20 protein-coding genes and 1 tRNA gene are annotated in these 18,266 nt (G+C 67.3%); 12 read left to right on the top strand and 9 right to left on the bottom strand.

Annotated features, from left to right (window positions below; genetic code table 11):
- Nucleotides 1–61 precede the first annotated feature (61 nt).
- Together cobT and E4K09_RS13290 are read left to right on the top strand one after the other, a co-directional pair.
- Complete coding sequence (gene cobT, locus E4K09_RS13285) at nucleotides 62–1,087, top strand: nicotinate-nucleotide--dimethylbenzimidazole phosphoribosyltransferase (RefSeq protein WP_134497718.1); 1,026 nt, start codon at nucleotides 62–64, stop codon at nucleotides 1,085–1,087.
- Nucleotides 1,084–1,593 carry a thermonuclease family protein gene (locus E4K09_RS13290; RefSeq protein WP_134497720.1) on the top strand — a complete coding sequence of 170 codons (510 nt, stop codon included), beginning with the start codon at nucleotides 1,084–1,086 and terminating at the stop codon, nucleotides 1,591–1,593. The genes cobT and E4K09_RS13290 overlap by 4 nt, the downstream gene beginning before the upstream one ends.
- On the opposite strand, the gene E4K09_RS29045 is transcribed toward E4K09_RS13290, so the two are convergent.
- Nucleotides 1,590–1,757, bottom strand: a complete 168-nt coding sequence (locus E4K09_RS29045; protein WP_166802297.1) for a hypothetical protein — start codon at nucleotides 1,755–1,757, stop codon at nucleotides 1,590–1,592. The genes E4K09_RS13290 and E4K09_RS29045 overlap by 4 nt on opposite strands.
- A gap of 170 nt (nucleotides 1,758–1,927) precedes the next feature.
- Between E4K09_RS29045 and E4K09_RS13295 the strand changes: the two genes are divergently transcribed.
- The 4 genes from E4K09_RS13295 (at nucleotide 1,928) to E4K09_RS13310 (ending at nucleotide 6,182) form a co-directional block, all read left to right on the top strand.
- Nucleotides 1,928–2,572: a uracil-DNA glycosylase family protein gene (locus E4K09_RS13295; RefSeq protein WP_134497722.1), complete on the top strand. Its 645-nt coding sequence runs from the start codon at nucleotides 1,928–1,930 to the stop codon at nucleotides 2,570–2,572.
- A gap of 5 nt (nucleotides 2,573–2,577) precedes the next feature.
- Nucleotides 2,578–3,369 (top strand): enoyl-CoA hydratase-related protein, encoded by a 792-nt coding sequence (locus E4K09_RS13300; protein WP_134497724.1) that lies wholly within the window; start codon nucleotides 2,578–2,580, stop codon nucleotides 3,367–3,369.
- A gap of 11 nt (nucleotides 3,370–3,380) precedes the next feature.
- Entirely contained in the window at nucleotides 3,381–3,587 is a 207-nt protein-coding gene (locus E4K09_RS13305) for a hypothetical protein (protein WP_134497726.1), read from the top strand.
- A gap of 99 nt (nucleotides 3,588–3,686) precedes the next feature.
- On the top strand, nucleotides 3,687–6,182 hold the full coding sequence (locus E4K09_RS13310; protein WP_134497728.1) for a caspase family protein: 2,496 nt from the start codon (nucleotides 3,687–3,689) through the stop codon (nucleotides 6,180–6,182).
- Between the two features lie 125 nt (nucleotides 6,183–6,307).
- Here the strand turns inward: E4K09_RS13310 and E4K09_RS13315 are convergent, their stop codons facing one another.
- From E4K09_RS13315 to moaA, 3 genes are all read right to left on the bottom strand, one after another.
- The gene (locus E4K09_RS13315) at nucleotides 6,308–7,189 is read right to left on the bottom strand and encodes an NAD(P)-dependent oxidoreductase (protein WP_280177458.1); all 882 of its coding nucleotides are present in this window, start codon (nucleotides 7,187–7,189) and stop codon (nucleotides 6,308–6,310) included.
- Nucleotides 7,190–7,235: 46 nt separating this feature from the next.
- On the bottom strand, nucleotides 7,236–8,039 hold the full coding sequence (locus E4K09_RS13320; RefSeq protein ID WP_166802298.1) for an ABC transporter substrate-binding protein: 804 nt from the start codon (nucleotides 8,037–8,039) through the stop codon (nucleotides 7,236–7,238).
- Between the two features lie 100 nt (nucleotides 8,040–8,139).
- Complete coding sequence (gene moaA, locus E4K09_RS13325) at nucleotides 8,140–9,177, bottom strand: GTP 3',8-cyclase MoaA (RefSeq protein WP_134497734.1); 1,038 nt, start codon at nucleotides 9,175–9,177, stop codon at nucleotides 8,140–8,142.
- Nucleotides 9,178–9,276: 99 nt separating this feature from the next.
- Between moaA and E4K09_RS13330 the strand changes: the two genes are divergently transcribed.
- Nucleotides 9,277–9,645, top strand: coding sequence for a gamma-butyrobetaine hydroxylase family protein (locus E4K09_RS13330; protein WP_193557281.1), 369 nt, complete (start codon nucleotides 9,277–9,279; stop codon nucleotides 9,643–9,645).
- Between the two features lie 98 nt (nucleotides 9,646–9,743).
- Here E4K09_RS13330 and E4K09_RS13335 read toward each other — a convergent pair whose 3' ends face one another.
- On the bottom strand, nucleotides 9,744–10,331 hold the full coding sequence (locus E4K09_RS13335; protein WP_134497736.1) for a L,D-transpeptidase: 588 nt from the start codon (nucleotides 10,329–10,331) through the stop codon (nucleotides 9,744–9,746).
- A 245-nt stretch (nucleotides 10,332–10,576) separates the two neighbouring features.
- Between E4K09_RS13335 and E4K09_RS13340 the strand changes: the two genes are divergently transcribed.
- Nucleotides 10,577–10,651 (top strand) — tRNA-Val (locus E4K09_RS13340).
- A gap of 71 nt (nucleotides 10,652–10,722) precedes the next feature.
- Here the strand turns inward: E4K09_RS13340 and E4K09_RS13345 are convergent.
- Nucleotides 10,723–11,424, bottom strand: coding sequence for an HAD family hydrolase (locus E4K09_RS13345; RefSeq protein ID WP_134497738.1), 702 nt, complete (start codon nucleotides 11,422–11,424; stop codon nucleotides 10,723–10,725).
- 93 nt (nucleotides 11,425–11,517) lie between these two features.
- Between E4K09_RS13345 and E4K09_RS13350 the strand changes: the two genes are divergently transcribed.
- From E4K09_RS13350 to E4K09_RS13360, 3 genes are all read left to right on the top strand, one after another.
- Nucleotides 11,518–11,973, top strand: a complete 456-nt coding sequence (locus E4K09_RS13350; protein WP_134497740.1) for a hypothetical protein — start codon at nucleotides 11,518–11,520, stop codon at nucleotides 11,971–11,973.
- Between the two features lie 239 nt (nucleotides 11,974–12,212).
- Complete coding sequence (gene rpiA, locus E4K09_RS13355; RefSeq protein ID WP_134497742.1) at nucleotides 12,213–12,908, top strand: ribose-5-phosphate isomerase RpiA; 696 nt, start codon at nucleotides 12,213–12,215, stop codon at nucleotides 12,906–12,908.
- Between the two features lie 30 nt (nucleotides 12,909–12,938).
- On the top strand, nucleotides 12,939–13,442 hold the full coding sequence (locus tag E4K09_RS13360; RefSeq protein ID WP_134497744.1) for a DUF2059 domain-containing protein: 504 nt from the start codon (nucleotides 12,939–12,941) through the stop codon (nucleotides 13,440–13,442).
- Between the two features lie 71 nt (nucleotides 13,443–13,513).
- On the opposite strand, the gene E4K09_RS13365 is transcribed toward E4K09_RS13360, so the two are convergent.
- From E4K09_RS13365 to E4K09_RS13375, 3 genes are all read right to left on the bottom strand, one after another.
- Nucleotides 13,514–15,013 (bottom strand): tripartite tricarboxylate transporter permease, encoded by a 1,500-nt coding sequence (locus tag E4K09_RS13365; protein ID WP_134497747.1) that lies wholly within the window; start codon nucleotides 15,011–15,013, stop codon nucleotides 13,514–13,516.
- A gap of 7 nt (nucleotides 15,014–15,020) precedes the next feature.
- Nucleotides 15,021–15,491 (bottom strand): tripartite tricarboxylate transporter TctB family protein, encoded by a 471-nt coding sequence (locus tag E4K09_RS13370; protein WP_134497749.1) that lies wholly within the window; start codon nucleotides 15,489–15,491, stop codon nucleotides 15,021–15,023.
- Between the two features lie 67 nt (nucleotides 15,492–15,558).
- Entirely contained in the window at nucleotides 15,559–16,530 is a 972-nt protein-coding gene (locus tag E4K09_RS13375; protein WP_134497751.1) for a Bug family tripartite tricarboxylate transporter substrate binding protein, read from the bottom strand.
- Nucleotides 16,531–16,821: 291 nt separating this feature from the next.
- On the opposite strand from E4K09_RS13375, the gene gor reads away from it, so the two are divergent.
- Nucleotides 16,822–18,207 (top strand): glutathione-disulfide reductase, encoded by a 1,386-nt coding sequence (gene gor / locus E4K09_RS13380; RefSeq protein ID WP_134497754.1) that lies wholly within the window; start codon nucleotides 16,822–16,824, stop codon nucleotides 18,205–18,207.
- Nucleotides 18,208–18,266 lie beyond the last annotated feature (59 nt).

Raw genomic sequence — 18,266 nt, forward strand, 5'->3', positions numbered from 1 at the left:
AAAATGCTTATAGGTCACGCCTCATCAGATTCCGCAATGCCCTGACGGGCCGGAGCTCCTCATGACCGATCCCGCATCCTCGCCCTTCGACGACATCCGCCGCCTGATCACGACCATGCCCGGTCCGGACGAGGCGGCCATCGAAGCCGTGCGGCTGCGGGACCGGCAGCTGACGAAGCCGGCCGGCAGTCTCGGGCGCCTGGAATGGCTGGCTGAGTGGCTCGCCGCCTGGCAGGGCAAGCCCAATCCCACCGTGGACCGTCCGCTGGTCTGCGTGTTCGCCGGAAGCCACGGCGTGACGGCCAAGGGCGTGTCGGCCTTTCCGCCAGAGGTCAACCGCCAGATGCTCGAGAACTTCGCGGCGGGCGGCGCGGCCATCAACCAGATCTGCGCGGCCTACGGCCTCGGCTTCAAGGTGTTCGACCTCGCCCTCGACATGCCGACCGGCGACATCACCGAGACGGACGCCATGGACGAGAAGGCCTGCGTCGCCACCATGGCCTTCGGCATGGAGGCGATCGCCGGCGGCACGGACCTGCTGGCGGTCGGCGAGATGGGCATCGGCAACACCACGGTGGCGGCCGCCATCTATGCGGCCCTCTACGGCGGTCCCGCCGAGCATTGGGTCGGGCGCGGCACAGGTCTCGACGACGAGGGCCTCGCGCGCAAGGCTGCCGCCGTCGAAGCGGCCGTTGCGCGCCATCGCGATCACCTGAAGGACCCGCTCGAGGTGCTGCGCCGGCTCGGCGGGCGCGAAGTCGCCGCGATCGCGGGCGCGATCCTGGCTGCCCGCCTCCAGCGCATTCCCGTGGTTCTCGACGGCTACGTGGCGACCGCCGCCGCAGCCATCCTCCACGCGATCCATCCCTCGACTATCGACCATTGCGTGGCCGGTCACCTGAGCGCCGAGGGAGCCCATCAGGACGTGCTCGCGCGTCTGGGCAAGATTCCTCTGCTGGCGCTCGGCATGCGTCTCGGCGAAGGGTCCGGGGCCGCCTTGGCGATGGGCCTCGTGAAGGCGGCCGCCGCCGTTCACCGCGACATGGCGACCTTCGGCCAGGCGGGAGTCTCCGAGCGCCTGTCGTGAGAAGGCCCAGAGGCCGTTTCCGCGGGGGCGGCATCCAGTCACTCATCGTCGCGTTGGCGCTCGCCGGCGGATCGGTGATCGCCCTCAAGCCGAACGACCGTGCTCTCGAAGGACGCGCCCAGGTCACCGACGGCGACACGATCCGCATCGGCGAGGACAGGATCCGCCTGAAGGGGATCGACGCGCCGGAGATGGAGCAGACCTGCTCGCGCGCCGGCCGGGCCTATCGCTGCGGCGACGTCGCCCGCCGAGCGCTCACCGATCTTGTCTCCGGCGAGACTGTGCGATGCCGCGCCGCCGGTCGCGACCGCTATCAGCGCATTCTGGCCCGATGCACCGTGAAGGGCACGGATATCGGCGCGCGCATGGTGGAGGAGGGCTGGGCGGTCTCCTACGGGCGGGATTACGACCGCGAGGAGACCCGCGCGCGAGACCGTTCGGCCGGCCTCTGGGCCGGCGAGTTCGAGCGTCCGCAGGATTGGCGGCGTTCGCAGGCGGAGGATTAGGAGAGGGCGGTCGCTCCGAGGGAAGCCGAGAAGGTCAGGAGAACCAGGGCCGCGCCACGCTGGACGAGCACCGGCCGAAGGCGTGCCCTCGGACCGGAGAGAGTCGGGCCGAAGCCGACCCAGGCGAGAGCGGCGGGCACGATGGTGGCGGCGAAGAAGCCCATGGCCGGCAGAAAACCGCCGACATCCCGGAAGGCTTCCGCGGGAAAGACCGCAACCGCGAACAGAAGCGCCTTCGGATCGAGCGTGGGAAACTGCTTACGCCATCTGCGGCACGGTGCGCCTTGATCTTCCTCAACCTCGATCGGCCTGCGGGCATGCCTATCTCAGGCTGATGAATCCTGTCCCCGATTTCGAAGATCTCTCGCGCCGGTTGAGAGCCTGCCGCATCTGCCGGGACGAGCCGCGCTATGGCACGACCTTGCCCCACGAGCCGCGCCCCATCCTCCAGGGCAGCGCCTCGGCCCGCCTTTGCATCGCGAGCCAGGCGCCGGGAACCCGCGCCCATGCCAGCGGCATCCCGTTCAACGATCGTTCGGGCACGCGGCTGCGGGAGTGGCTGGGGCTCGATCGGGCGGCGTTCTACGACGCCTCCAGGGTCGCCATCGTGCCGATGGGCTCCTGCTTCCCGGGGCAGGACACCAAGGGCGGGGATCTGGGTCCGCGCCGGGAATGTGCCGAAACCTGGCGGCAGCCCCTCTTCCAGGCCATGCCCAATCTCGATCTCGTGCTGTTGATCGGTCAGTACGCCCAGGCCTGGCATCTCGGCGACGAGTTCCGGGATGGGTTGACCGGGACTGTCCGGCGATGGCGGGAGATTCTTGCAAGCGCCAAGAAGCCTCGCATCCTGCCCCTGCCGCACCCGTCCTGGCGCAACAACGGCTGGCTCAGGGCCAATTCCTGGTTCGAGGAGGAGCTTTTGCCTGTTCTTCGCTCCGAAATCCGCTCTATGTTCGAGCTCGACCATTCAGGAGCCTGACGAGCATGAGTCCCACGACCCTGCGCTGCACCGTCGAAGGTCCGGTCGCCACCATTGCGCTGGCCCGGCCCGACAAGCTGAACGCGTTGAACGGCACCATGCATGCCGAATTGCGGGAAACCCTCGACTGGTGCGAGCGGGACGAGGCCGTGCGCGTGGTGGTGCTGACCGGGGAGGGCAGGGCCTTTTCCTCGGGCCAGGACCTGACCGAGGACCTGCCGAAGGACGAGCAGGGCCGTGTCGATCTCGGACCGCCGCTCGCCCGCGACTATAATCCCCTTGTGCTCAAGCTCGCCGATTATCCCAAGATCACTATTGCGGCGCTCAACGGCCCGGCGGTCGGTGCCTCCATGAACATCGCGCTTGCCTGCGACATCGTCGTGGCCGCGCGCTCCGCCTACCTGCAGGAGGCCTTCGCCAGGATCGCCCTCGTGCCGGATGCGGGGGGCACCTGGATCCTGCCGCGCCTCGTCGGTCCCAAGCAGGCCCTCGCCCTCATGCTCACGGCCGAGCCGATCCAGGCCGAGGAGGCGCAGCGCATGGGGCTCGTCTTCAAGGTTTTCGACGATGCCTCCTTCACGGTGGATGTGGCCGCCTTCGCGGACGGGATCGCCCGGGGGCCCGGCCTGGCGCAGCGTTTGACCAAGCAGGCGGTGGCGCAAAGTCTCTCGAACGATCTTCGGGCCCAGCTCGACCTCGAAGCCCGGCTCCAGCGGGAGGCGGGCTTCAGCCGCGATTTCGCCGAAGGCGTTGCGGCGTTCCGCGAGAAGCGTGCGGCGCGCTTCGAAGGCCGCTGAGGAGCCGAACTATGCGCCGTCTCCCCTGGATCCTCATCCTCGCGACCCTCGCCATCGTGATCGGGCTCTTCGTGGGCCGCGATCCGGAACATGCCGCGCGCCTGTCCGAGATGTACCGGAACGTGACCCTCACGGGCGATACCCGCGAGATGGTCATCATGCTGCTGGCCCTCGGGGTCGGGGCCTTTATCGTCTATCTGACCATGACGCGCCGGTGAGGGCCCGATGCGCCCGGGTTTGTTCACGAGGCGTTCAAGAGGATCAACCTACCTTCGCTGTGCCATGCCCGCTCACGGGCAAAAGAAGGGTCGCGCATCGTGCACCACCTGAAACGTGCTATCGTTTTCGCCGTCTTCGTCCTGACTGCCGCCGTGGGGTCGGCCGCCTCCGCTTCCGCACAGCAGCGCCTCGCGCTGGTCGTCGGCCAGAGCGCCTATGACGGTCGCCAGCTCGCCACGGCCGCCAACGACGCGGGCCTGATCGCCCAGACGCTCACGAGCGCCGGGTTCGAGGTGGTTCAAGGGCGCGACCTGAACGCCAACGACCTCCGGGGCGTCGTGCGCGACTTCCTGGACAAGGCCCAGGAGCTCGGGAGCGAGGACGCCGTGATGGTCTATCTCTCGGGCTATGGCCTGCAGCTCGAGGGCGAGAACTATCTGCTGCCGGTCGATGCCCGCATCCAGCGGGACGCGGACATTCCGATCGACGGTTTCCGCCTGTCGGATCTGGTCCGTTCCCTCGAGCGTGTTCCGGCCCGGACCCGCATCGTCGTGGCCGACATGGCGCGCGACTTCCCGCTGCCTGGCGGCAGCGATCCGGTCGCCCGCGGCCTTGCCCTCATGGAGCCGCCCGCCGGATTCCTGATCGCCTTCTCGTCGGCGCCGAACATCACCACGGGCGATGCACCGGGGCCTTACGGCCATTACGCCACGGCCCTCGCCGAGACGATCCGGCAGCCGGGCGTACCGGTGGACGAGGCGTTCAACCGTGTCCGCCTGCGCACGCACGAGACCACGCAGGGTCTGCAGACCCCTTGGCACATGGCCAATCTCGGCGACACGCCCTTCGTGTTCTTCGAGCCTGAGGAATCGGCCGCGACGCCGCCCCCGGTCCGCGAGGTGCGCCGCATCGAGGAGGTTCCCGCCGAGGAGGCCTACAGCATCGCCGTGGAGCGCGACACGATCCCGGACTACCAGGCGTTCCTGCGGCGCTATCCCGATCACGCGCACGCCCGCCGTGTCTCGGCGCTGCTCGCCGCCCGCCGCGAGGCCGTCGTTTGGCGCCGCACCGTGACGCGCAACACGAGCGAAGCCTACTGGACCTATCTGCGCCGCTACCCGAACGGACCCCATGCCGGGGATTGCCGCCGCAGGCTCGCGCGCCTGTCCGCGCCGATCGCTCCGCCGCCGGTCTTCGAAGAGGTGGTCTATGAAGACCTGCCGCCGCCGCTTCCCGTGGTGGAGCGGATCGAGGTCGTCGAGGTGGTGACGATCATCCGGGAAGCGCCGCCTCCGCCGCCGCCTCCGGTCTATTTCCGGTCCTACTACGAAGAGGACGTGGAGTTCGTCACGATCGTCCGCGAGCCGCCTCCGCCGCCGATCCTGGTCGGCGTGCTGCCGATCCCGGCTCCGATCCCGGTGCCGCGCTATGCCCGTCCGCCGCGCTCGTTCTACCAGCCGATCGCCCCTGTGACGCCGCGCGGTCCGGTCGCCATTCCGGTAGCGCCGCCGCCCATCGCCGGTCCGCTGTTCGGCCGGCCGGGTGAGCCTCGTCCGCCGCGCGGTTTGCGTCCGCGCCCGGTGGTGCCGCGCCAGCCCGGGCTGATCGCGCAGCCCGAGCCGATCCCGGTCGTGGCGCGCCCGACCGAGCCGCGTCAGCGGCCTGGACGTGACCTTTCTGAGCTCCCGCGCCGGCCCCGCCTGCCGAGCCGTCCAATCCCGATAGCCGCACGGCCTGACGCGGATCGTCCTGTTCCGGCAATCCAGCGCCCGGCGGTTCCGATGCCGGGGGCTTCGGGACGGCCCGATTCCGCTCGCGACGACCGGCAGGAGGATCGGGCGCGGAGGCCTGCGCTTCCGGCAGCGCCGCGCCCCACGGTCAGGGACGATCCCGATGGCGGGCTGCGCGCGCCGCGTCCGAGGATTGAGCCGGACCGTCCCGCCGCCGCGCGTCCGATGCGCCCCGGTCTGGAGCGGGACTTGGAGCGTGAGCGTTCTGCCGCGCCGCGCCTGCGCCCCGATGTCGAGCGAGAGCGGTCTGCCGTGCCGCGCCTGCGCCCGGACGACGGACCGGAACGGCCCGCCATATCGCGTCTCCCGCGCCCCCGGCTGGAGGACGATCGCCGGGATGAGTTCCGCTCGGGTCGGCCCGCCATTCGCGAAGAGGAGCGGGCGCGCGCGCCTCGTCCCGTCGTGCAGCCGAGGCCGGAGCCCAGGATCGAGAGGCCCAGGATCGAGAGGCCCAGGATCGAGAGGCCCGAGCCTCGTTTTGAAAGGCCGGAGCCTCGCTTCGATAGGCCGCGTCCCGCGCAATCCGCAGCCCCGCGTCTGCCCCAGATGCGTCCCGAGTTCGACAGGCCCATGTCTCCGCCGCGGGAGATCCGGCGGCCCCAGCCGATGATGGAGCCACGCCCGGCCTCGCAGGAGAGGCGCATGGTCGAGCCACGGCCGTCTCCGGCCGCCAGGCCGCAGGCGGAGTCTGGCTTCCGCCCATCTTCCCGGATGCCGTCGGCCCGCGAAGAGATCCGGAGGCCCTCGGCTCCCGCGCAGGGCAGATCTGCCTGCCAGCCCGGACGGCCTTGCCGGGTGGAATAGGCTTGGAGCATCGAGCGCAGAAGCGGGAAGCCGTTCTGCGTGGAAGGATGCTCAAAAGCAAAAGCGCCGGAGACCCTCGGGTCTCCGGCGCTTTTCATGTGCGTGGGTGAAAAAGGCGGTCCGGCTTACTTCTCCAGCCGCGCGATCAGGCTCGACGTGTCCCAGCGGTTGCCGCCCATCTTCTGCACATCGGCGTAAAACTGATCGACCAGGGCCGTGAGCGGCAGGCTCGCGCCGCTCTTGCGCGCCTCGTTCAGCACGATCGACAGGTCCTTGCGCATCCAGTCCACCGCGAACCCGAAATCGAACTTGCCCTGGTTCATGGTCTTGCCCCGGTTTTCCATCTGCCAGGAGCCGGCCGCCCCCTTGGAGATCACGTCCAGCACGGCCTCGATGTCGAGACCGGCCTTCTTTCCGAAATGGATGCCTTCGGCGAGACCCTGCACCACGCCCGCGATGCAGATCTGGTTGATCATCTTGGTGAGCTGGCCCGCGCCGGCCGGACCCATGAGGCGGGAGGCGCGCGCGAAGCTCATGATCACGGGCTCGGCTCTCGCATAGGCATCCGCCTCGCCCCCGCACATGACCGTGAGAACGCCGTTCTCGGCTCCCGCCTGACCGCCGGAGACCGGCGCATCGATGAAGGCGAAGCCCTTGCTCCTTGCGGCGGCGTCAAGTTCGCGGGCGACCTCGGCCGAGGCGGTGGTGTGATCGACGAAGATCGTGCCCTGGCCCATGCCCAGGAAGGCGCCGTCGTCGCCCGTGGTGATCTGGCGCAGGTCGTCGTCGTTGCCCACGCAGGCGAACACGATCTCCTGGCCCTCGGCGGCCTCGCGCGGGGTCCTGGCGGCGCGGCCGCCGTTCTCGGACACCCACTTGTCGGCCTTCGCCGCCGTGCGGTTGTACACGGTCACCGCGTGGCCCTTGTCCTTGAGATGCCGCGCCATGGGATAGCCCATGACCCCCAAACCCAGAAATGCGACCTTCATCCTCTGCTCCCGTTTCATCCGTCGCTCCGGTTCTAGAAACGGACCGGGCAAGGGTCAAATGGTCCTACTTGATATCGAAGGAAAAATACTTGGCCCGAATCCCGTCATAGGTGCCGTCGGCCTTGACCTGCGCGATGGCGCTGTTGAAGCGGACGCGCAGATCGTCGTCCTGCTTGCGAAGGCCGATGCCGTAGACCTCCCGGCGATAGGGCGGATCGGCAGGCGCGTCGCCCAGCACGTGACAGCACTCGCCCTCGCGGCTCTGCAGGAACTTGGAGAGCAGAAGCTCATCCCCGAAGACTGCGTCGAGCCGTCCCACGAGCAGGTCGAGATTGGCTTCGTCGGCCTTGGCATAGAGAACGATCTCGGAATCCTTGTAGAAGGTCTTGAGGTAGATTTCGTGGTCGCTGCGCTCGGTGGTGCCGATTCTCTTGCCGGCGAGCGCCTGCGGCGTGACCTCGCCGGGCGTCGCCTCCTTGGAGCCGACGAAGACCGCGGGAATGCGGTAATAGGGGTCGCTGAAGGCGATCCTCTTCTGGCGCTTCTCCGTGATTTCGAGCGAGGACATGACCGCGTCGTATTCACGGTTGACCAGGCCCTTGATGATGCCGTCCCACTCATGCTGGACGATCTCGCACCGCGCCTGCATCACCTCGCACAGGCGCTTCAGAAGATCGACCTCGAAACCCTGGAGCTCGTTCGTGTTGGGGTCGATGAAATTGAAGGGCGGATAGGCGCCCTCCACCGCGATGCGGATCACGGGCCTCGGTGCAGGCGTCGTTTCCTCGGCCGAAGCCACGGAGCCGACGAGCCCCGCCAGGAGAGTTCCCAGTATCGCCAGTTTCCGCCCCCGGGCAAACGCGTTCACGGTTCTTCCGCCTGTTCTTCCGGTATCGATATCACGTGAAACACTGACGCCGTCAATCGGCCGAAAGGCTCACGATGTCTGCCGTCTCGTCGCGAAACGTCTACCCGCCCGTCATGCTCATGTGGCGGCTCACGGCGGGGCGGGCGTGGTCACGGTCGATGATGAAATCGTGCCCCTTGGGCTTGCGGGCGATGGCATCCCCGATGGCCTTCAAGAGCAGCTCGTCGTCCTCGGACGCGCGAACCGGTGCGCGAAGATCCGCCGCATCCTCCTGGCCGAGGCACATGAACAATTGTCCGGTGCAGGTCAGCCGCACGCGGTTGCAGCTCTCGCAGAAATTGTGCGTCAGCGGCGTGATGAAACCGAGCCTGCCGCCCGTCTCCGCCACCTTGACATAACGGGCCGGACCGCCGGTCCGGTCGGGAAGATCGTGCAGCGTATAGCGCGCCTCGAGGCGCTGGCGCACCTCCGAGAGCGGCAGGTACTGGTCGACGCGCTGGCCGTCGACCTCGCCGAGAGGCATCACCTCGATCAGCGTCAGGTCCATGCCGCGTCCATGGGCCCAGTGCATGAGATGCTCGATCTCGTCCTCGTTGACGCCCTTGAGCGCGACCGCGTTGATCTTGACCTTGAGGCCGGCCGCCTGGGCCGTGTCCAATCCCTTGAGCACCTTGGAGAGATCGCCCCAGCGGGTGATCTGATGGAACTTGTCCGGATCGAGCGTGTCGATGGAGACGTTCACGCGCTTCACGCCGCAGGACGCCAACTCGTGGGCGAAGCGCGCGAGCTGCGAGCCGTTGGTGGTGACGGTGAGCTCGTCGAGGGCCCCGGATTCGAGGTGGCGCGAGAGGGAGCGGAACAGGCTCATGATGTCCCGCCGCACCAGGGGCTCGCCGCCGGTGATGCGCAGCTTCCGGACGCCCTGCGCGACGAAGGCCGTGCAGATGCGGTCGAGCTCCTCCAGGCTCAGGAGATCGCGCTTGGGCAGGAACGCCATGTCCTCGGACATGCAATAGACGCAGCGGAAATCGCAGCGGTCGGTCACCGAGACCCGCAGGTACGTGACGGCGCGCCCGAAGGGATCCAGCAGGGAAGGGCCGGAGGAGAGGGACGGAAATTGGATCGGTGCACCCTGCATCGGGGGCTTGTCCTCGGTCATGACGTGTGACGGCTTGCATTCATTGTAGAATTCAAGCAGCTCTCGTCAAAGCACAAAGCAGGCAGGAGGTCCAATTCCATGATAAAAGAGCGCTGGCCCACGGAGCTCCGCCTCGCCAAGGACAAGCGCAGCCTGCGCATCGCCTTCGACGACGGAGCGTCCTTCGACCTGTCCGCCGAATACCTGCGCGTCACGAGCCCGTCCGCCGAGGTTCAGGGCCACAGCCCGGCCGAGCGCAAGACGGTGCCGGGCAAGCGGAACGTGGAGATCATCGGCGTGGAGCCGGTCGGCAATTATGCCGTCAAGCTCGTCTTCGACGACATGCACGATACCGGCATCTACGGCTGGGACTATCTCTACGAGCTCGGGGCGGGCTACGCGCAGAAGTGGCAGGCCTATCTGGACGAACTCGCCGCAAAGGGGCTGTCGCGCGATCGCGTGCGGTGAGGGTTGAAGCGCCGGAGCCGGCAACGACCCGCTGAGGGCTCCCCGCCGTCATGGCCGGGCTCGCCCCGGCCATTCCGATAAAGAAGATCGCGCCGCCTTCAGCGCTGAACGACCACCCGCGCGCCGACCCGGGCGCGGTTGTAGAGGTCGATCACGTCCTCGTTCGTCATGCGGATGCAGCCGGAGGACACGGCCTCGCCGATGGTCTCGGGCTCGTTCGAGCCGTGAATGCGATAGATCGTGCTGCCGATATACATGGCACGCGCGCCGAGCGGATTGTCGGGTCCGCCCCTCATGTAGCGCGGCAGGTCGGGACGGCGCTTGAGCATCGCCGCCGGCGGACGCCAGTCGGGCCATTCGCGTTTCATGGTGATGGAATGCGCGCCTGCCCAGGTGAAGCCGGGACGGCCCACGCCGACGCCGTAGCGGATGGCCTGGCCGTTGCCGAGCACGAAGTAGAGACGGCGCTCGCTCGTGGAGACCACGATGGTACCGGGGGCATAGCGGCTGTCGAACGAGACCACCTGGCGCGGCACCGGAGACGCCTGCGCCTTCGCGGTTGCGTCTTCTGCGCCGTAAAGAGGCTGGCGGGTGAGCGGATCGATCGCGGTCAGGGCCGCAGCCGGAGTCGCGAGAGCGACGATGGCGCAGGCAAGACCGTAGAGGGGGGCACGTGTGCGTCCCATATTTGCCTCGAAGTGAACACGATTGGCGGTGGAAGTGTGACGGCTCAACGCGTTGTCCGCGTTTGGGATTCACTGTTTAACAGGGCTCTGCTATAAAATTCCAGCCCAAATTCGCCGCTTTTTCGCCATGTCGTAACCGAGGCGTTAAAGCCGGGATGCCACAATCCGCGACGAAAATTCTTGCGCTGGTTCTCAATGCAATGGCTTGACGCAGGGCCGTCGACGCCATTAGAACGCGCTGGTCAGGGCGCGTAGCTCAGCGGGAGAGCATTCGCTTCACACGCGAAGGGTCACAGGTTCAATCCCTGTCGCGCCCACCATTTCCTTCCTGACGAACTATCATCGCACGAACGCGGGCCTGGATGGGCCGGCGGCTGGGATCTCTCGTGCGTCAGGCCGGCACCGGTTTCATCAGCATCTCCACGGCGGCGAAGAGCTCGTCGAAATGACCGATCACGACGTCGGGATTGAGGTCCTTCACCGGCACGTCCGTATAGCCGAACGGGACGGCGACCACCGGGATGCCGGCATTCTGCGCCGTGACGATATCGGTGCGTGAATCGCCCACCATGATGGCCCGCGACGGATCGCCGCCGGCCCGCTCGATGGTCAGGGTCAGATGCCGCGGGTCCGGCTTGAAGTAGGGAAAAGTGTCCCGCCCGCAATTGGCCGCGAAGCGGTGGCCGATCCCGAGCTCCTCCAGCAGCTTCACCGCGTGCTCTTCCACCTTGTTGGTGCAGACCGCCAGGATGAAGCCCGCCGCCTCCAGGCGGTCGAGAGCCGCCTCGACACCGGGAAACAGCGCGGTCCTGACGCAGATATTCTCCCCGTAATGCACCATGAACTGCCGATAAAGCTCATCGAGGTGGGTAGGGGTCGGTTCCTTGCCGGCGGCCTCGAACCCGCGCTCGATCAGGGCCCGGGCGCCCGCGCCGATCATGTCGCGCGCCTGGGCGACCGGGAGAGGCGAGAGGCCCTCCTGCTGGAGAATGACGTTGAGGGTCCCCACGAGGTCGCCGGCCGTGTCGGCCAGGGTGCCGTCCAGATCGAACACGGCGATGGGCGGGGCGATTTGCCGGGTATGAATGGTCATGAGGCTCGGTTACCTGCTGGAGGCAAGGGAATCAATCGGCGGGAATGATATGGTGCCCCCGGTTGATTCGTTCTTACCGTAATGGAGTGATGAATGCGGCTTTTTGGTTGCGCGACGTTTCTGTCGACGGCCCTGGCGCTGGCAGGCCTGCCGGGCTCCGCCCTGGCGGCCTCTTACGATTTCGTGCCCGCGCCGCAGACCGACCTGAACCGGATCTACCGGATCGATCGCGTCACGGGCGAGGTCAGCTCGTGCCAGTACGGCTTGCAGGAAGGCACCATCGGCGTGACCCTGTGCTTCAGCCCGGGCGAAGGCGCCGGCGCCCAGCAGCCGGGAGAATACGGATTGGTCGCATCCCGTCACGAGCGGGAGGGCGGCGTCTTCCGGGTCAACTACCGCACCGGCGACATGAGCATCTGCTATGTGTTCGACGAGCGGGTCGTGTGCACGCCGCAGGCGAGGCCGTCCACGGCCGCGTCCACGATGGCTCCTGCCGCATCGACACCGGGCGCCGGCTCCGGTACGGGAGCCTCGCCTCAGCGTCCCTGAATACGTCCCGCAGGGTGTTCCGCCGGGGCGAAGATGAAACCATCTTTCTTTTTGGCATCCTCGCATGCTAGAGCATCGTGCGGAAAAGTGGATTGGGTTTTCCGCTCCCAACGATGCTTCTTAAATCTAGGAAAGCATCGGATTCGTCCCAAAGGTGCAGGTCCACTTTTCACGTCCGATGCTTCAAAGGCGGGCTGCGGCCTGTCTTTCGAGCGGGGCGACAACTTTAGAGGTCCTCAGTGAGCGACAATCTCAAGCGTGCAGCGGCTGAAAGGGCCGCTGAACTCGTGGCCGACGGCATGAGGCTCGGCCTCGGCACCGGCTCGACAGCGGCGCATTTCGTTACGGCCATCGGCGAGCGCGTGCGCGGCGGCCTGAAGGTCGTCGGCGTGCCGACCTCGGAGGCCACCCGCGACCAGGCGCTGCGCGAGGGCATTCCGCTCGCGACCCTCGACGAGGTGCCGGAACTCGACCTCACGGTGGACGGGGCCGACGAACTCGACGACGACCTCCGGCTGATCAAGGGCGGCGGCGGCGCGCTCCTGCGCGAGAAGATCGTGGCCTCCGCGAGCGCCCGCATGGTCGTGATCGCGGACGGCTCCAAGCGCGTCCCCAAGCTCGGCAGGTTTCCCCTGCCGATCGAGGTGGTGCCGTTCGGCCTCACGGCCACGGAGCGGGCCATCGGCAAGCTTTTGGAAAGCCTCGGCATGACCGGCGAGCTGCGCCTTCGGCGGGCTGCGGACGGAGCTCCTTACGTCACCGATGGCGGTCATTTCATCCTCGACGCCCATCTCGGACGCATCGACAAGCCCAATGTCCTTGCCTCGACGCTCAACAGCATTCCCGGGGTCGTCGAGCACGGCCTCTTCCTTGGCCTTGCCTCCGGTGCGATCCTCGCGACGGGGGAGGGGCTTGTCGAACTCGGTCAACTCTGACCAACAGCCTTCACGATTGGAGTCCCTTCTATGATCCGTTCCGCTTCACGACTGGCCACGACCTCCGTCGCGTTGTTCCTGCTGGCGAGCCCCGTCTTCGCGCAGCAGGCCCAGCCGAGCGCCGGCCATCTGGCCGCCGGGCGCGAGGTCGCCATCAGCTCCGGCATGACGGGCGCCTTCGATGCGCTGACAGGCCCGCTCCTGACCCGCCTGCAGCGGATGAGCGTCACCAATCCCGACATTCAGAAGGACCTGGACGCGGTCGTCGCGCAGCTGCGGCCCGAGGTCGAGCAGAAGAAGCAGGAACTGATCGACGCCACCGCCCGCATCCTCGCGTCGCGGATGAGCGAGGCGGAGCTGAAGGAGGTCGCGACCTTCTACGCCTCGGCCGTGGGCAAGAAATACGTGCAGCTTCAGCCGGCGGTTCTGGACGATGTCGTGCGCCAGATGGATCTGTGGTCGCAGCGGACCTCCGAGTTCATCATGATCCGCGCCCGCGAGGAGATGGGCAAGCGCGGTCACGGGCTGCAGTAGGCGCGGCAACGACTTGCGGACATGAAAAAGGCCCGGGAAACCGGGCCTTTTTCGTTGGATTGACGGGATGACTAATCCTCGACCGCCTTGAAGCGCCCAAGGCCCTTGAGGACGAAGGGGGCCATGAGGGCGATGAGCGCGATGGCAAGCAGGGTCGCCGAAATCGGGCTCTGCAGCAGCACCATCGGATCGCCGAGGCTGATCGACAGGGCGCGCCGCAGCTGGCTTTCCGCCACAGGCCCCAGGATCAGACCCACCACCACGGGCGCGATCGGGAAGTCGAAGCGGCGCATCAGGAAGCCGAGCACGCCGAACGCGGTCAGCATGATCAGCTCCACCGGCGACGGGTTGGCGGCGATCGTGCCCATGGTCGCGAAGACCAGGATGCCCGCATAGAGCCAGGGCTGCGGGATCGCCAGCAGGCGAACCCAGAGGCCGACCAGCGGCAGGTTCAGGACCAGCAGCATGGCGTTGGCGATGAACAGGCTCGCGATCAGGCCCCAGACCAGATCGGGCTTCTCCGCGAAGAGCAGCGGGCCCGGGTTCAGCCCGTATTGCTGGAAGCCCGCCAGCATCATGGCGGCCGTGGCCGAGGTCGGCAGGCCGAGCGTCAGGAGCGGCACGAGAGTGCCGGCGGCGGACGCGTTGTTGGCGGCCTCGGGACCGGCCACGCCCTCGATGGCGCCCCGGCCGAAATCCTCCGGATGTTTCGTGAGTTTCTTCTCCGTCGCGTAGGACAGGAAGGTCGGGATCTCTGCGCCGCCGGCCGGGAGCGCTCCGATGGGGAAGCCGTAGGCGGTGCCGCGCAGCCAGGGCTTCCAGGACCGCTTCCAGTCCTCCTTCGTCATCCAGAGCGAGCCGCGCACGGGCTCGAGCTTCTCCTCATGGTGGTGGCGGCGCGAGGCGACGTAGAGGGCCTCGCCCACGGCGAAGAGGCCGACCGCCAGGGTCGTCACTTCGATGTTGTCGTAGAGCTCCGGCACGCCGAAGCTCAGGCGCGACTGGCCGGACAGGATGTCGATGCCGACGAGGCCCAGGGCCAGGCCGATGAACAGGCTCGTGAGGCCGCGCACGGGCGAGTCGCCGAAGGTGGCCGAGACGGTGACGAAGGCCACGCACATCAGGGCGAAGTAGTCCTCGGGCCCGAAGCTGACCGCGATGTCGACGAGGTAGGGCGCGAGCAGCGCCAGCCCGAAGGTCGCGAAGGTGCCCGCCACGAAGGAGCCGATGGCCGCGGTCGCGAGCGCGGGCCCGCCCCGTCCGGACTTCGCCATCAGGTTGCCTTCCAGCGCCGTCGCCATCGAGGCGCTTTCGCCCGGGGTGTTGATGAGGATTGCGGTGGTCGAGCCGCCATACATGCCGCCGTAATAGATGCCGGCGAACATGATGATGGAGCCCGCCGGATCGAGCTTGAAGGTGATCGGCAGGAGCAGCGCCACGGTGAGCGCCGGGCCGATGCCGGGCAGAACGCCGACGGCCGTGCCGAGAAGAACGCCGATGAGCGCGAAGAGCAGGTTCATCGGCTGAATGGCGACCGCCAGGCCGCTGGCGAGGGAAACGAAGGCTTCCATGGGGGCCTCAGAGCAGGTTTTCGAGCGGCCCTGCCGGCAGCGACAGGGTCAGGAGCTTCGCGAAGAGCAGGTAAACGACGACGGCGATCACCGCTCCGATCAGGAGATCCACCAGGAAAGCCCGGCGGCCGAAGGCGGCCGAGGTGGCGGCGAACAGGATGGCCGTGCCGATCATGAAGCCGCCGCCGATGGCGATGAGCACGATCAGGCAGGCGAGGCCGCCGAGGATCAGGATGATCGGTGTCCAGTCGAGGCTTTCCCGGTCGGGCAGGTTGCCGCGAAGCGCGCCGATGCCGTTGCCGATGGCCAGGACGGCCAGGCCGACGGACACGATGACGGGCATGGCCTTCGGGCCGACGTCATAGGGGGACAGAAGCTGGAGCTTGGTCATATCCCACCAGACCAGGCCGGCCAGGGCGAGAAGAAGGAGGGCAATGACGAGGCCCGCTACGTCGATGCGCCGATTCTGAGATGACATGAGAGTATCCTAAAAAAAGCGCCGCGCTCTCAAGAACGCGGCGCTTCCACGGGCATTAACGCGAATTTTAAGACTTCACCAGCCCCACCGCGGTCAGAACGTCCTTCGTGCGGGCCACTTCCTCATTCAGGACCTTCGCGAAGGCGTCGCCGGACATGTAGGAATCCTCCCAGCCCTTGGCCTTGAGGATGTCCTGCCACTCCTTGGACTTCGCCATCTTGTCCATGGCGTCCGTGAGGGCCTTCTTCTGGTCGGCGGAGATGCCGGGAGGAGCCACGACCGCGCGCCAGTTGGCGATTTCGAGATCGACGCCCTGAGCCTTGATGGACGGCAGGTCGGCCGTGGCCTTGTTGGCCGGGGAGCTCAGGCCGAGGAGGCGCAGCTTGCCGGCCTTGATCTGGCTCTCGAACTCGCCGTAGCCGGAAATGCCCGCCGTCACCTTGCCGCCGAGGATAGCCGCCAGGGCCTCGCCGCCGCCCGAGAACGGGATGTAGTTGATCTTGGTCGGATCGGCGCCGGCCGCCTTGGCGAAGAGGGCCGCCGCGATGTGGTCCACGCCGCCCGCCGAGCCGCCGGCCCAGGTGACCTTGGCCGGATCGGCCTTGATGGCCTCGGCCAGCTCCTTGACGGACTTGATCGGGGAGCTCGCGGGAACGACGATGGCCTCGTATTCCGCCGTCAGACGGGCGATCGGGGTCGTCTGTTCGAGGGTGACGGGCGACTTGTTGGTCAGAAGCGCGCCCACCATCACGTAGCCCATGACCATGAGCTGGTTGCCGTCGCCCTTGGAGTTGTTCACCAGCTGGGCGATGCCGATGGAGCCGCCGGCGCCCGGAACGTTGGCGACCTGCACGCCCTTGGCGATGCCGGACTGGGTCAGGGCCTGCTGCATGGAGCGGGCGGTCTGGTCCCAGCCGCCGCCCGGCGCCGCCGGGGCCATGATCTTCAGGTCCATCTGGGCCGCCGCCGATGTCACGAAGCCTGCAACGGCCGCCACAGCGAGGGCGCCGCGCCAAAGGCTCTTGCGAATTTGGCTCATTTTAAGTTTCCTCCAAGGACTAAACGTCACGTGAGAACGTGGTGCCGCAGACCGTAGAGCCGGTTCGCCCGAGGGGCAAGCACGTGGCGCGCCGATTGGTGTTGAACTCTCCGGGAGCGCCCGAACTCGGGCTCGAACCGAAAAGGTGCATCGCTCCCTCGGCCTTCCCGCCGTCGTGCTCCGATGCATGCGGGTCATGCCCTGCCGGCTTGGCGGTAAGACTGGCGACGCTGCCGGAATAGCCACTATATGAAGGCAAGCCGCTAGCCGATTCCCAACGGAGACCAAGCCATGACCCAGTTCGATGTCGACCTCTTTGTCATCGGAGCCGGGTCCGGTGGTGTCCGCGCCGCCCGCATCGCGGCCGGCTATGGGGCCAAGGTAATGGTCGCGGAGGAGTATCGGGTCGGCGGCACCTGCGTGATCCGCGGATGCGTGCCGAAGAAGCTCATGGTCTATGCCAGCCGCTTCGCCGACGAGTTCCACGACGCGGCGGGGTTCGGCTGGACCTTCGGCGAGCCCGCCTTCGACTGGGCGACGCTCATCCGCAACAAGGACAGGGAGATCGACCGACTGGAGGGGATCTACCGGGCCAATCTCGAGAAGGCCGGGGTCGAGATCGTCAACAGCCGCGCCGTGATCGAGGATGCGCATACGGTTCATGTTCTCACGACCGGCGCCCGAATCCGCGCCCGCACCATCCTGGTGGCGGTCGGCGCCCATCCGACCATGGAGCCCCCCATTCCGGGCGGCGAACTCGGCATCACCTCGAACGAGGTCTTCCACCTCAAGGACCTGCCGAAGCGCATCATGATTGTCGGCGGCGGGTATATCGCCGTGGAGTTCGCCGGAATCTTCGCGGGCCTCGGCAGCCGGGTGACCCTGGTCCACCGGGGCGACAAGCTCCTGCGCGGCTTCGACGAGGACGTGCGGGATGCCCTGGGCGAGGCTTATGCCCAGCGCGGGATCGAGCTCGCCCTGAAGAAGACCCTCACGCGCCTGGACAAGACGGCCGACGGCATCGCCGCGACCCTGTCCGACGGCTCCGTGGTGGCGGTCGATCAGGTGCTCGTCGCCACCGGGCGGCGCCCGAACACCCGGGGCCTCGGTCTCGAAAAGGCGGGGATCACCGTCGACGAGGTGGGGGCGATCCCGGTCGACGCCTATTCCCGGACGCTCATTCCGTCGATCTATGCCGTCGGCGACGTGACGAACCGGGCCAATCTCACGCCGATCGCCATCCGCGAGGGCCATGCCTTCGCGGACACGGTCTTCGGGCGAAAACCCACCATCATCGATCACGACCTGATCCCCACGGCGGTCTTCTCGACCCCCGAGATCGGCGTGATCGGCTGCGGTGAGGCGGCGGCGCGGGAGATCTATGGGGATATCGACGTCTACAAGACCGCCTTCCGGCCCATGAAGGCGACCCTCTCGGGCGGCTCGGAGCGGGTGCTCATGAAGCTCATCGTCGACAAGGCCACCGACAAGGTCGTGGGCGTTCACATCATGGGCCACGACGCGGGCGAGATGATCCAGCTCGCGGGCATCGCCGTCACCATGGGGGCCACCAAGGCCGATTTCGACCGGACGGTCGCCGTCCATCCCACCGCCGCGGAGGAGCTGGTGACCATGCGCACCCCGCTCGTGGTCAAGAAGCCCGTGGCCGTGGGGTAACGGTCCCGGCGCGGTTCAAGTCCCTTTTGGCCGGCTTCGGATTGCGTGGTAGAATCCTT

Source organism: Microvirga pakistanensis (assembly GCF_004458765.1).
GTDB lineage: Bacteria > Pseudomonadota > Alphaproteobacteria > Rhizobiales > Beijerinckiaceae > Microvirga > Microvirga pakistanensis.

Excerpts from the sequence above, each read along its gene's own strand:
- E4K09_RS13370 (WP_134497749.1), bottom strand. The coding sequence starts at position 15,491 with ATGTCATCTCAGAATCGGCGCATCGACGTAGCGGGCCTCGTCATTGCC.
- E4K09_RS13375 (WP_134497751.1), bottom strand. The coding sequence starts at position 16,530 with ATGAGCCAAATTCGCAAGAGCCTTTGGCGCGGCGCCCTCGCTGTGGCG.
- E4K09_RS13345 (WP_134497738.1), bottom strand. The coding sequence starts at position 11,424 with ATGACCATTCATACCCGGCAAATCGCCCCGCCCATCGCCGTGTTCGAT.
- moaA (WP_134497734.1), bottom strand. The coding sequence starts at position 9,177 with ATGCAGGGTGCACCGATCCAATTTCCGTCCCTCTCCTCCGGCCCTTCC.
- E4K09_RS13305 (WP_134497726.1), top strand. The coding sequence starts at position 3,381 with ATGCGCCGTCTCCCCTGGATCCTCATCCTCGCGACCCTCGCCATCGTG.
- E4K09_RS13350 (WP_134497740.1), top strand. The coding sequence starts at position 11,518 with ATGCGGCTTTTTGGTTGCGCGACGTTTCTGTCGACGGCCCTGGCGCTG.
- E4K09_RS13360 (WP_134497744.1), top strand. The coding sequence starts at position 12,939 with ATGATCCGTTCCGCTTCACGACTGGCCACGACCTCCGTCGCGTTGTTC.
- E4K09_RS13335 (WP_134497736.1), bottom strand. The coding sequence starts at position 10,331 with ATGGGACGCACACGTGCCCCCCTCTACGGTCTTGCCTGCGCCATCGTC.
- gor (WP_134497754.1), top strand. The coding sequence starts at position 16,822 with ATGACCCAGTTCGATGTCGACCTCTTTGTCATCGGAGCCGGGTCCGGT.
- cobT (WP_134497718.1), top strand. The coding sequence starts at position 62 with ATGACCGATCCCGCATCCTCGCCCTTCGACGACATCCGCCGCCTGATC.
- E4K09_RS13300 (WP_134497724.1), top strand. The coding sequence starts at position 2,578 with ATGAGTCCCACGACCCTGCGCTGCACCGTCGAAGGTCCGGTCGCCACC.
- E4K09_RS13295 (WP_134497722.1), top strand. The coding sequence starts at position 1,928 with ATGAATCCTGTCCCCGATTTCGAAGATCTCTCGCGCCGGTTGAGAGCC.
- E4K09_RS13330 (WP_193557281.1), top strand. The coding sequence starts at position 9,277 with ATGATAAAAGAGCGCTGGCCCACGGAGCTCCGCCTCGCCAAGGACAAG.
- E4K09_RS13315 (WP_280177458.1), bottom strand. The coding sequence starts at position 7,189 with ATGAAACGGGAGCAGAGGATGAAGGTCGCATTTCTGGGTTTGGGGGTC.
- E4K09_RS13365 (WP_134497747.1), bottom strand. The coding sequence starts at position 15,013 with ATGGAAGCCTTCGTTTCCCTCGCCAGCGGCCTGGCGGTCGCCATTCAG.
- E4K09_RS29045 (WP_166802297.1), bottom strand. The coding sequence starts at position 1,757 with ATGGGCTTCTTCGCCGCCACCATCGTGCCCGCCGCTCTCGCCTGGGTC.